Raw genomic sequence first — 12,794 nt, forward strand, 5'->3', positions numbered from 1 at the left:
GTCAGGATTCCTTGTTTTGGAGCAACAGCTATTTTACTACAATTGCAAACGAAAATAGTTTGCAGCTGGTACAAGAATATATTAAAAATCAATAAGTAGCATCAAAGGCATTCACCCACGCCCATGCGGTACGTAACTCCTATGGACGTGGTACTCTGCCTACTTTGATAGAAACGGTTTTCACCATATGTTAGACGCGCAAAACCGCAACTTTAAATGGGCGTGTCAACGCCCATCTGTTAATTTAAAAGGCAAGATTTTTATGATTCAAGCCGTGAAATAAAATTCAAAAGGAGGATCTTTATGTTAACAATCTCAAATAATCCAACTCGAAAAGGCCTTTCTGTATTCCGCCCTAATGTTATTTATTCTACTGCATCCGGTGTTGAATTGACAATGGATATGCTGATTCCCCAACGAGCCGATACTGACCATTCTCGCAATCCAGTTATTGTATTTATTCAGGGAAGTGCATGGCATTTTCCTGATACGACCTACGAAATTCCTCAATTAGCTCGTTTTTCTGCCGCTGGATACACAGTTGCTACTGTACGACACCGCAATATTGATGACGGCTATCCAGCACCCGCCTTCTTGCAGGATGTAAAAACAGCAATCCGTTTTTTAAGAGCACACGCTGACCAATTTCAAATTGATGACAAGCAAATCTATTCATTCGGCACTTCCTCTGGTGGTAATACTTCTTTGCTTCTTGGACTCACTGGCGATGACAGCCGTTTTAAAACAAGCGAATATGCAGAATACTCTGATTCTGTTTGCGCTGTCATCGATTGCTTTGGGCCGACTGATCTAACCGCAATGATGCCGCAATACCCAGCTCTCCTTGATCCAGAAACATCTAATATGATCAATGCCTTCTGTGGTGGTACCTATAATCCTAAAATTTTACAATTAGTAAGTCCTATTTTTTATGTTGAAAAAGGAAAAAATTATGTTCCATTTCTAATTGCGCATGGAAATGCAGACCCTTTAGTGCCTTTCTCTCAGAGCGAACAAATGGTGAAACGTCTTGAAGAATGTGGTGCGGATGTTAGTTTTATCTGCGTCGATCATGCTGAACATGAAGGATCCTTCTGGAGTTTGCCGCTTCTTGATCTTTTTATTGAATTTTTCAACCGACAGTCAAAGCTTCATTTATAATTGTAATACTATACTATTTTCTAATTAGGTGAAAATTGTATATGCAATATTACAAAAGGCTTGACAAATCAGAAATAAAGACATTCGATAAACTTATGGAATTGGAGAATTTGCTATGAATTATGCTTTTCGAAATGGAAAAATTTTGGATGGAACAAAAGAAATGAAAATCCAACAGGGGCTTTGTATTCTGGTAGAAAACGGAATCATCACCGATTTGATACCAGATGCGAATGCAGATCTTCACAATTATAAGGTGATTGACCTTCACGGACAATACATTCTTCCTGGACTAATCAATATGCATGTTCATCTTGCTGGAAACGGAAAGCCTCAGAAAAAGCAGCGCAATAATGAAAAGCTAGTCAAAACCATTATGAGTTCCTCGCTTACCAGAACAATCGCATATAAAATGGTAGCAGGATTTGCGAAAGATGAATTGTTCAGTGGTGTCACAACCATCCGAACAGTTGGTGGACTCGGCAATTTTGATACTCGTCTGCGCGATGAAATTGAATCCGGCACTAAACTTGGCCCTCGCATTCTTGCTGCAAATCAGGGAATCTCCGTTCCAGGTGGTCATATGGCTGGATCGGTTGCAGTTGCCGCATCGACCATTCCAGATGCACTGAAACAACTTGAAAAAGCGAAGCAAGAAAAGGTTGATTTAATCAAACTTATGATTACCGGAGGTGTATTGGATGCCAAGAAAAAAGGTGTTCCTGGTGAATTAAAAATGTCACCTGAAATGGTATATGCCGTCTGTAAACAAGCACACGATGCTGGTTATCTGGTTGCTGCTCATGTAGAATCCCCAGAAGGTGTTCGCGTTGCTCTGGAAAATGGCGTAGACTCAATCGAGCACGGTGCCAAACTGGACAATTCTATGATAAGGCTCTTTCAAGAGCGTGGTGCTTTTTTGTGTACAACAATCTCACCAGCGCTTCCATATGCGCTGTTCGACAGTTCAATCACCCATGCAACCGAAGTCGAGCAATATTGTCATAGGGCAATCTCTTTCATTCTGTTTCGGGGCAAAAATTCTATCCAGTTGATACTCAACTAGATAGAAAGTTTTTATCCTGTATAAATTCTTTGTCCTTCAGAGATTTCCCCTGTCCATTTATGTTCCAAACATAAGTTGCACTTCTGACAAGTTGCACTTCTGACAAGTTACATCTCTGATAACCTACTCCTCTGATAACTTGATAATATGACTGTCTACCGATTTACGCTTTTAAACTAACACTACTTATTTTTTCTTTTAGATATTTTTTCGTATGTCCAGATATTTGTATTCAAACATTCCTGTCCAGATATTTATGTTCATAAAACCTTCTTCTGTAGTTGTATAATTTGTATTGTGTGATAATCTATACAGTGTGATAATCTACATTATATGATAATCTATACAGTGTGGCTTACAACTGCTGCCATCAAAATTCTTATAGATTATTCTTATACCATATACAGGAGGTTTACTATGAACAAAGATACTCTTCTCAATGCCCTGAACGATTATTTATTACATATTCAGCTTGACCCAATAGGTGACATTACATCAAAAATCAATGCCGTTGAAGCTTGTAGAAATTACGTTGCTGCTATTGATGGTGATGTTGTAAATGCCGATTGGGTAAAATCAAACTGCATTATTATATTGCCAGCAATTGACTATCAGCGTAAAGCCTTAAAAAGAAAAATTGATGATGCTAAAATCATTAATGACGAAGAAGCTCTTTCTAAAGCAAGGGCTGAATATAGGAATTTACAGCCTTTTCTCAATTTACTGAAACCATTCAGGACATTCATCAGCTAAAATATCATAGTCTGTACCATTACGAACTCTTTCAATGATTCGCTTTTGCCTATCATCAAACGGTTCTTTCCAACCATGTTCTTTAATGGAAAACAGAACCAAAAGTCTTTTTTGCCAAGAATTGTTCACTTTATAATCTATATCAGTCCACTCTTTCATTGGCTTTGTTATTCGGAAATTCCTAAGAATATAATCATGATATTCTGAAAATGGTATATTCTCTGGAATTTCCTCTCCAATATGTTTGAAATTCTTTTTGAGATATGCTGAATATTTCCATGAATCTCGCCCATATTGTTTAGCTATCTCTTCCACTTCTTTCAGTTCTGATTCTGTCAGTTCTGTTATCTCTTTTCTGGTATCTACTATTTGTGCAGATAACTTTTCTTTATTGCTTGTTTCCAAATTACATCACTCCAATCATTTCATGCTATATGTTTGCAATCGTATCTTGCTATAGATATTTTAATTGAAGTTGTGTTCTCCCACCCCTCCCCTAGTCCAGTCTTGGGTGTTCTCAACCTGTAAGCAGTTCCTATTAGGCTAATTACTTCCTACTTTCATACGATTTCTCGTATACTAATAAGTGGAGGATTGATGTACCACCATCAAATTTTCTCTGCCTAAGAGCTACTTACAGAAAGTTCTGTTAAGGTTAGTTCTGTTAAGTTAGTTCAGCTCTCTGACCAGAGCTTTACTATATAACCCTATACAGAAGGGAGGTGTTCGTTATGGATATTAATTTCAATAAGTCTACCAACATTACTTGGAAGCCTGATAATACCTTAGAAGTTGCATCTTCTAATGGTCATGTTTCTAAGATTACTGGTGTATCTTTTGCAAATTATTTACTTGTAAAAGATAATCCAAAATGGTTAAAGCTTATTGAGAAACGTGCTGTTTCTCTGTAATGTTTTAATCTTTGAAGGGGTTACTCTATTCTCAGTAGAGTAGCCTTTTCTTTTGTAGCGTGTCTGTTGTAGTTGCGTGTCTATATTAGACGGTCACATTATCACATTATCAGAGGTTATTCTTTATCAGAATGTGCTTATCAGAGTTTTTATTCCTCATAAAATTCGTATTTTATGTGTAAATCAAGACCCTTGAAAGCCCTTAAAATAAGGCTTTTCTCTACTTTCCAAATATCAGTAAATCCTGTGAAACTGCTGCCATAGAAACAAAAAATCTTGAAGAACCGTATTTCTACAGTTCTTCAAGGTTATTTCTTTGCATTGATAGATTCACGCTTATTTACGTGAATTTAGATTTTTCACTGGCTGAAACTTTTGCCCTAAAACTGGATAAAAGCCTTTGCCCTGTGATAAATATAATGGAAACATCGTCTTCAAGGGCATTATTGACTGTGCGAAAGCTGCACTCGCAAATGACATTCCTGTTGTTCTGGGCAATGATGTTGGTTGCCCATGGATTACCCAATATGATTTCTGGCGTGAACTCTATTATTTTCATAAATATGTTGGCGTATCCAATTCCTTTGCCATCTATACTGCAACAAAGCGAAGTGCTGAACTTGCCGGAATTGGTCACATTACCGGATCGATCGAAAAAGGAAAAAGCGCTGACATGATTGTCACTGCAAAAAATCCTCTCAAAGATTTGCGTGCACTGCGCAATCTGGAAATGGTTATCGCCAAAGGAAGTCTTTTTGATCATCCAAAGATCAAAAAGAGAAAACAGGTTGAAAAAGAGTTGGATAAGTTTTTATAATTTTTCATTCACCCCCAGAGACTACAATTGAAACATCAACGGTCTCTGGGGAATTTTACCGATTGTATACTCAAATCAAATTTTCTATTTCTTTTTTATAAGGAATTGATGGTGCTGCACCTTTTCGTGTCACACATATTGATGCAGCTAGCGATGCATCTTTTAAAGCATCTGAAATATTTTTTCCACCTGCTAAATCTGCCAAAAAATATCCGGAATAGGTATCTCCTGCCGCTGTTGTATCAATTGCTTTTACTTCAAAAGCAGGTTGAAAAAGAATATCCTTTTTATCACAATAATAACTTCCTTTTTTTCCAAGAGTTAAAATCAGATGGCTCTGCGGATATTGTTTTTGAAACTGCTGCATGATCTTTTCCGGATCCATCGCTATTTGATCTGCCATTTTCTGTTTTTGGTTTTTTCCAAACAATATAGCGCCCTCGATTTCATTGCAAAACCACCAATCAACATAAGACAATGGCAGCGTAAAAAGCTCTTTGCTTATTGGTGATGGGTTAAACGCAATGTACATCTTCTTTTTATGTGCGATTTCCATTGCCTCATTTAGACAATTTATTTCATTTTGAATCAGCATGAAATCACCTGCAGAAGCATCTTTTAACAATTCATCCAAATATGCTTTCGTAACACAGTGATTTGTTCCCGCATAAAGAATGATACAATTTTGTCCCTGCTCATCTACCTGGATCACCGTATGACCACTCGCTTCCTGTAGTGTACATATATGTGTGGTATCCACACCAGAATCTTCCAATAGTTCCTTTAAAAATGCGCCATCTGGTCCAATCATACCACCATGAATTACCTGTGCACCTGCGCGAGCAAGCGCAATTGATTGATTCAATCCTTTTCCACCAGCAAAAATTTCTCTTCCATAAGAGGAAATCGTTTCACCTGGCTGAACAAAATGCGGTACTCGATATACATAATCAATATTTAAAGACCCCATATTATATATTTTCATATCTTTCTTTTCACCTTCCTATGGGAACCACTATACCATATAACGGAAAAAATAAAAGTATAATTAACCTCATTTAGGACCGTTTTTGCCGGGGACAGGCACTGGATGTCCACGATCTTTTTATCGGCACTTTTGACAGGTTGTATGCACGGCGTAAACTGGATTATGACCTACATCATGCCACTGAAATTTAAAAAATACGGTAAAATTTCGTTTATATCCGGACTTTTAAATTCCTTTACCTACGTTGGAAGCTCCATTTCTGTTTACGCGATCGCAATCTTCTCCGAGCATAGCGGTTGGAGTGCTACTTTGCTTATGTGGAGTGGTATTGCATTTGTCGGAATGGCGATCTGCCTTGCACTGAGTAAGAAAAATACGTCTTTATAAAACAATAGAGAAGAAAAAATAGAGACAGTTGTTTTTAGCAATTGTCTCTGTTTTTTCTTTTTTTAATTAACAACTCAGGACTATACAAATTTAGCTTCTGTAAATCGTTGCTTCCATTACTTTTATTTTTCCTTCACCGTCTTATCCTGCATTTTTAGGATTCGGTTGCATCCAGTCAGCGTACTGCTACGATGTGAGATAAGAAGAATGGTCTTATCGGCATACTCGGTCTGAAGTGTGTGCAGCAGTTCCTTTTCGTGAAGCGCATCGAGCGCACTTGACGGCTCATCCATTAGGCAAATATCGGGATTTCGAAGAAAGATTCTGGCGATTCCAATACGCTGGCGCTCTCCTCCCGAAAGGCGTGCATTCATCTGACCCATATCGGTATCATACCCATCCGGAAGTGTCTCAATAAAATCGTCGATTCCAGCCCGCTTTGCCGCAAGCCGAATCTCCTCTGACGTTGCCGACGGCTTTGCGACTGCAATGTTCGCCGCGATGGTATCATCAAACAGATAGGTATCCTGCTCAAGAAATGCGATTTGCTTATGAAGCTCGGCAAAACTAATTTTCTCGCTTGGGATTCCATTGAGTAAAATCTGGCCTTCACTCGGTGCATAAAAGCGAAGCAGCAGGCGAAGAATAGTTGATTTTCCTGCACCGGATTCGCCCTCGATTCCAATCTGATCGCCCTTTTTAATGATTAAATTCATATGGTCGAGAATCTTCTTCTCGGTGCCCGGATATGAAAAGCTGACATCACGAAACTCGATTGTCTGAATCTCACCGCAGGAAACAGGTGATTCTGGCTCTGTTGTTTCCGGCAATGTATCTTCGATTTGGAAGATACGCTCTGCCGCACCGTAAGTTTCCAACAGACTTGTCACCACGAAGGTCAGGTTAAAGGTGGACGAAAGCGATGCTGTTGCCGCAAAGGAAAGTGCAATCGTTCCAACTGGATTGTTGATGCCACGCGAAGCGAGCACGCCTGCGCACACCAGAATCAAAATTCGTGCCAGATAGACAAAGAAATTTGGAAATGATGCGACCGTCTGGCGATGGAGTGTCAGCCAAAATGATGCATGATTGACCTCATCATTTGCCCGTTGGATCTCCTCTGCCTTTCGCTCTCCTGCTCCAAAAATCTGAATATCGCGGATGCTGTAAACGCTCTCAAGAATCTTTGATTTAAGTATTCCAAGGCGTTCTCGATAGCGCATTCCGATTCCGCGTCCAGCCTTAAGCGCCGAAAACGGAAGCACCACGCTGATCATAAGATAGATTGGAATTAGGACCCATGCGTACAACGGATTGACGCAAAATGCCAGAATTACCGTTGTAAGCGGAAGCAAAATTACGGTAAACATCGGACCAATTGTGTGCGCAAAGAAAAATTCTAGCGTCTCGATATCCGACACGGCAATGTTCATCAGATCGCCCGTCTCCCTTCCAATCAGCCATGCCGGGGCCACGCGGTCAATCGAGTCAAATAGCTGCACTCGCATCTTGGCAAGAATGCCATATGCGCCCATATGAGAAAATACGCCCTCCAAATAACGACTCACTGCAATCAAAATCGCACAGCCAACGGTCAGTATTCCATACAGGGCAAAGTTGCCGCAAAAGCCTGCGGCGGCAAGAAGCCACAATGCACCAAAGCCCATTAGACCCATATGCGCTAGTGCACCAATGATACTTGAAAGCGTCGAAATCACCAGATAACCACGGATGGATTTTCCGATTGCAAGCAGGCGGCGGTTCATCTCTCCAATTGAATAGCTAAATTTTCGTTTCATTCTGCCACCTCCATTGCCTGCTGGCGCGTTACAAGCTCACGGTACAAGCCGCCCTGCTGCATCAGCTCTGCATGACTTCCACGCTGAGCCACCACTCCTTTTTCCAGTACATAAATACAATTTGCATTCTGAATCGTGGACATTCTGTGCGAGATGATGATGAGCGTTCTCGTCTTTGACAAACGGCCGATCGTCTCCCAGATCTCACGCTCACTCTGCGGATCGACACTTGAAGTAGCCTCGTCAAAGATCATATACTGTGCCTCTGAAAGCAGTGCTCTAGCAATTCCCATCTTTTGGCGCTGTCCACCGGAAAGCGCTGCTCCTGCATTTCCCACATCCGAGTCGAGTCCTTTTGGAAGCGTCTTTAAAAAGCTGCCAAGTCCAGCCTCCGATAACGCTTCTTTTAATTTTTCATCGTTTGCGTTTGGATCGGCGAGCAATAGATTCTCACGAATGGTTCCCGAAAACAGATTGACTTGCTGCGGAACCATGGCAATGTTTGTGCGAAACTGCTGCGGTGTGACGCTTCGATACTCCTTTCCTTCGATAAAAATCGTACCCTGATCTGGATCGCAAAAACGCATCAAAAGCGATGCCGCCGTTGATTTTCCACAGCCGGACAAACCAACGAGTGCAACCGACGAACCTCTTGGAATCGTCAGTGACACATCCTGTAGCGCTCTGCTGCGGCCCTCATAGCCATAAGACACATGCTCCATGCGAATTCCGTCAAAATGCTCTGGATCGGCCGGAAGCTCTGGATTGTACGGACGAGACGTATCGGTCTGCAAAATCTCCTCCACCTTTCCTGCCGCAGAGATCGCCGTCAGTGCGCTGTGAGAAGCACTCATCAACTGACGAATCGCAGAAAAATAGCTATAGGAAAGCATCAAAACGGTAAGTGCTTGCGCGATTGTAATATCACCATTTCGCATTCCGGTAATGCAAATCACAAGTGAAACCGTGATGGCCGCATAGATCAAAAGCTCGGTCACAAGGAAGGATGTGAAATTGATTTTCATGAAGGCATTGATATTTTTGTTTAACACATCTGCCTTCTCACCGAGCACGCGGGAATGCTCACGGTCACGATCAAACAGTTTCAGTGTCGTCAATCCGCGAAGACCATCCATGTAATAACCGGTCATATCATCTAATGAACGCCAATACGTCTTTCTGAGCGCCTCAATTTTTCCACGAAATACATTGTGAAGTGGAAAAAGGATCAGCGATACAAAAAGAAGAAGCACGGCCACGATAAGGGAAATATTCTTCAGATGGAAAAACAGGTAAATCGGCGCGATCACACTAAAAATCAGGCTCGGCAGATAGCTGCTAAAATACGCCTGCATCTGCTCCACCGCATCGACCGCCGCGGTAATCGCTGATGTCGGCCCGATCTTTTCAATGCCGCCCGCATCGAGTTCCATCACCTTTGAAAAGATTGTTTTTCGCATGGTGCTTCGCGCCTTTGCCGCCGTCTTGTATTCGATAAGTCCCTTGACAAGCTGCGCAAGAAACGTAAATACCGATGCGAGAAATGCCGCACCGACCGCACTTTTTACTGTACTTAATACCACCTGTGGCTCGAACAAACTGCCCAGAAACTGCGAAACAATTTCCGCTAGCGCTGTTGTTCCAACAAGCGTCAAAAAACTGACTGCGGCAATCGCAAGAATCCATTGCCACAGCCCCCTTGCCAGTCTCAGCAAAGTTTTGTTTAATAAAAGCATGGTTTCACCTCCGTCTGATTTGTACATTAATATGCTTGACATACGACCACAGTTAAATCTGTTGGCTTTTCTGTCTGACTTTTTTGACATGTACACTATCTATCATTATACTGTCAGTCTTGTTGACTGACAACTGATTAACCGAAGGACTATCGGTATTTATTTGTCATTTACTACCAGACATGGCTCATTTCATGGTTCTAATGGTTCTTACTCACCAGTTTAATCTGAATTTACCGACATCAGCTAAGACAGAAATTTTATTTTCAATTATCAGGCTTTGTTTATTTTCATCCCTTTTTTATTAGAAGCAAGCTTTGTTTTCGTGTTAATTCAAATTAATCTTTAGACACTGACATGATAACTTCACCTTTCTTTGGATATTATATTTTTTTGCCTGGGACAGGCACTGGATGTACCTGAGTTGTTACGACTTTTGTCAAAACTGTGAGTAAAAATTTGAGCGTTTCAATGCCCTCACGGGCTTGAGTTGTTACACGATTGGCTGACTATTGGGTTAGGCAATAAATTGTTTCAATGCCCTCTCGGGCTTGAGTTGTTACTACTGGAAGGATCAGCAGATTCAGGTAACAATTGAGTTTCAATGCCCTCCCGGGCTTATACCTCATTTCTACGGTACCCCTTCAAAAACCTAGGTTTTATGCGGTTTCCAGAGCCTGTTTTTTGCAGTCATTTGTCAGAATATTCTGGCAACAGCCGTTTTCCGTGCATGTTAACATTTTGGACATATTTAATGAGGTATACTTACCCTTGACACTGAATTAAGTGTAGCACTAAATGCAACCGTTGTCATCCTATTTTTTCACTCTCTTGATAAGTTGAGCTGAGCAGTAACACGCTACCCTCTCGTGCTGCTGCTCAGTCTCTTCTGTGCAAAATGTAAACTTTTGTTTATAGAACTTTTATAAACTTTATATTTTTTTGCTGGGGACAGGCACTGGATATGTTAGCAGATGATAATACAATATTAAAAATAGTACCAACATTTTCCATAAGTTCTTTCGACAAAATTTCTCCAGAAAAAATGCTGAAGTCATCATGCTTGTATACCGTTTAATATTTTGAGTATTTTTGATTTTTTCTTCATCCTATCGCTCCGTCAACTTCCGATTTTAATGTCTCTATTATACCATAATGATACTATTATAAAAAAGGAAAAAGAGCTCCTTCGAGCTCTTTTGGGTCAGTTCTGCAAACTGGAATTTGTCAGCACTCATACTGGAGATACTTTGACAAAACTCCATCTTCTTCAAATTCTTCTATAACTACAAAACCGTTCTTTTCCAAAACTCTTATGGAAGCATTGTTGTGTGCAAAGGTAAATGCACCGATGGTTTTCACATTGTACCGCTCACAAACATTCTTAATAAACATATTTACAGCCGATGTAGCAATGCCCTTAGACCAATATTCCAATTCAAAAATGCAGAAACTAAGCATACAGTTTGGTTCATCATCCATATCAATGCAATAGCACCAAACATCACCGACATACTTTCCATCGACATACACTGTCTGACCGAAGCTTGTTGCATTCGGCAACAAGGTTTCCTCATAGTCCGCCAATGCTTCTTCAACTGTTTTTGCCTTTTGAGGTAATACCTGCTTGATTTCGGGTCTATTTGCTTTTTCAAAATAGGTTCGAACCGAATCAGCAGTTCTTGTTTCCAATGTAATAATCATAAATATACACCTCGTCAAATTCCGATTTGTCACTCACAAGCAAAAGTATTATACCACATCTTTACAAATTTTTCTACCACTTATCTTTATAACTTCTGGACAAATTGTCCAGAAGTTAACTTACTTATCAATATTCCATTCCTGCCTTTATTTCCGCTCTTTTCTGCCGAAGATGTGAACACCTCAATTGCTTCAATGGTGTATTTTCTGTCTGTTTCTGATACCCTGTCTTTATTATCTCCTCAGCTGAGTTTGTTTTTGTTGATGAGTCCATATCCAACTCCGCTGTCAACTCTTCTAATCGTTTTGTCTTTTCTCTCAGAGCTTCTTCCTGCGGAAAAGGCTGGCTTAACTGCTTTTGTGTATCGCCCATCTGCTGATACAGCATATCAAGTTTTTGTTGCTCTTCTTTTAATACTTCGGGCAGTTTGTCCAACACCGTATCCAGCTTAGATAAATTCACCCAATCTGTTTTGAAGAATGGAAACGTATAGCAAATCTGTCCTTGAATTTCCAGTTGAATTTCATCACTCGCTATGTTATAGCTTCGATGCAGCTCAAAGCCACGGTATGCACCGATCTGCTCTGAATTACTGTTTGTAAAAGCCATTCCTGCTTTCAGCAAAGCTTTTGCGGCCTCTTTTTTATCTGTGTATTCTTTACCAAACACCTCAATTCCACAAAAAACATTCTCTGATTTTGGATACTGCTCTGCTGTTTTTTGATCTGCTTTGATTCCTGCAATCTGTGCTTCTTTCTTCTTGATTTGCTCTGGATATCGTTTCAGCAGCCGATCTTCCAACTGATATTGCGTGGACTGGTACTCTGATTTCAACATTCGCAGCTTTGCAACTTCTACTTCTAAGTCCATCTTTTCTTTTATACGACTATCTCCGGCACACAATGCCTTGACTTCTGCATAGCTCAATACTTGCTCATCTACATCCTCGCATGAGCGCACTGGTGACTTGCTTGTCATGATCTGACCGATAAACCTTTGTTTATTTTCCAGCATCTGCCACAAATATGCGTCGAATGTGCCTTCTGTTACATAGTTGTAGATTTGGACAACTGGGTTGGTATTTCCCTGTCGGATGATACGACCATTTCGTTGAGTTAGATCTGCTGGTCTCCAGCCCACATCTAAATGATGCACAGCGATCAAACGCTCCTGCACATTGGTTCCAGCTCCCATTTTTGCCGGGGACAGGCACTGTTTTTATTATATTTTTTTGCTGGGGACAGGCACTGTTTGTCTCGTGCTGCTGCTCAGTCTCCTCTGTGCAAAATGTAAACTTTTGTTTATAGAACTTTTATAAAGTTTTTACTTTTTTGCCGGGGACAGGCACTTTTTTCTTATCTGACGCAACATCTTTTCCCGGTTCTCATTTTTGCCGGGGACAGGCACTGAAGCCAATGGAGAAGGAAAAGTATATTTATCTCCAATCATAGATTGCTTCGATGGTATGCCT

12 protein-coding genes are annotated in these 12,794 nt (G+C 40.6%); 6 read left to right on the forward strand and 6 right to left on the reverse strand.

The window, feature by feature from the left end; translation table 11 throughout:
* Positions 1 to 303: 303 nt before the first annotated feature.
* The 3 genes from WJP93_RS02415 (at position 304) to WJP93_RS02425 (ending at position 2,980) form a co-directional block, all read left to right on the forward strand.
* Positions 304 to 1,161 carry an alpha/beta hydrolase gene (locus WJP93_RS02415; RefSeq protein ID WP_337546690.1) on the forward strand — a complete coding sequence of 286 codons (858 nt, stop codon included), beginning with the start codon at positions 304 to 306 and terminating at the stop codon, positions 1,159 to 1,161.
* 115 nt (positions 1,162 to 1,276) lie between these two features.
* Positions 1,277 to 2,227 (forward strand): amidohydrolase family protein, encoded by a 951-nt coding sequence (locus WJP93_RS02420; protein WP_337546692.1) that lies wholly within the window; start codon positions 1,277 to 1,279, stop codon positions 2,225 to 2,227.
* Positions 2,228 to 2,644: 417 nt separating this feature from the next.
* Positions 2,645 to 2,980 carry a hypothetical protein gene (locus tag WJP93_RS02425; protein ID WP_337546694.1) on the forward strand — a complete coding sequence of 112 codons (336 nt, stop codon included), beginning with the start codon at positions 2,645 to 2,647 and terminating at the stop codon, positions 2,978 to 2,980.
* Here WJP93_RS02425 and WJP93_RS02430 read toward each other — a convergent pair.
* Positions 2,948 to 3,385, reverse strand: a complete 438-nt coding sequence (locus WJP93_RS02430) for a hypothetical protein (protein ID WP_337546695.1) — start codon at positions 3,383 to 3,385, stop codon at positions 2,948 to 2,950. The genes WJP93_RS02425 and WJP93_RS02430 overlap by 33 nt on opposite strands.
* A 326-nt stretch (positions 3,386 to 3,711) precedes the next feature.
* On the opposite strand from WJP93_RS02430, the gene WJP93_RS02435 reads away from it, so the two are divergent.
* Positions 3,712 to 3,891: a hypothetical protein gene (locus WJP93_RS02435; RefSeq protein WP_270377247.1), complete on the forward strand. Its 180-nt coding sequence runs from the start codon at positions 3,712 to 3,714 to the stop codon at positions 3,889 to 3,891.
* Between the two features lie 400 nt (positions 3,892 to 4,291).
* Positions 4,292 to 4,708 (forward strand): amidohydrolase family protein, encoded by a 417-nt coding sequence (locus WJP93_RS02440; protein WP_337546700.1) that lies wholly within the window; start codon positions 4,292 to 4,294, stop codon positions 4,706 to 4,708.
* Positions 4,709 to 4,778: 70 nt separating this feature from the next.
* On the opposite strand, the gene WJP93_RS02445 is transcribed toward WJP93_RS02440, so the two are convergent.
* A complete protein-coding gene (locus WJP93_RS02445) occupies positions 4,779 to 5,693 on the reverse strand; it encodes a ribokinase (RefSeq protein ID WP_066559611.1) in 915 nt (304 codons plus the stop codon).
* Positions 5,694 to 5,798: 105 nt separating this feature from the next.
* Here WJP93_RS02445 and WJP93_RS02450 point away from each other — a divergent pair, with 105 nt between their 5' ends.
* Positions 5,799 to 6,083 carry a hypothetical protein gene (locus tag WJP93_RS02450; RefSeq protein WP_337546703.1) on the forward strand — a complete coding sequence of 95 codons (285 nt, stop codon included), beginning with the start codon at positions 5,799 to 5,801 and terminating at the stop codon, positions 6,081 to 6,083.
* A gap of 122 nt (positions 6,084 to 6,205) precedes the next feature.
* Here WJP93_RS02450 and WJP93_RS02455 read toward each other — a convergent pair whose 3' ends face one another.
* From WJP93_RS02455 to WJP93_RS02470, 4 genes are all read right to left on the reverse strand, one after another.
* A complete protein-coding gene (locus tag WJP93_RS02455; RefSeq protein WP_337546704.1) occupies positions 6,206 to 7,882 on the reverse strand; it encodes an ABC transporter ATP-binding protein in 1,677 nt (558 codons plus the stop codon).
* Entirely contained in the window at positions 7,879 to 9,618 is a 1,740-nt protein-coding gene (locus tag WJP93_RS02460; protein WP_262539097.1) for an ATP-binding cassette domain-containing protein, read from the reverse strand. Before WJP93_RS02460 ends, WJP93_RS02455 begins: the two co-directional genes overlap by 4 nt.
* Positions 9,619 to 10,845: 1,227 nt before the next feature.
* Positions 10,846 to 11,322 carry a GNAT family N-acetyltransferase gene (locus WJP93_RS02465; protein ID WP_055172538.1) on the reverse strand — a complete coding sequence of 159 codons (477 nt, stop codon included), beginning with the start codon at positions 11,320 to 11,322 and terminating at the stop codon, positions 10,846 to 10,848.
* A 127-nt stretch (positions 11,323 to 11,449) separates the two neighbouring features.
* Entirely contained in the window at positions 11,450 to 12,499 is a 1,050-nt protein-coding gene (locus tag WJP93_RS02470) for a hypothetical protein (protein ID WP_337546712.1), read from the reverse strand.
* Positions 12,500 to 12,794 lie beyond the last annotated feature (295 nt).

It is taken from the genome of Anthropogastromicrobium sp. (assembly GCF_037349415.1).
Taxonomy (GTDB): domain Bacteria; phylum Bacillota; class Clostridia; order Lachnospirales; family Lachnospiraceae; genus Anthropogastromicrobium; species Anthropogastromicrobium aceti.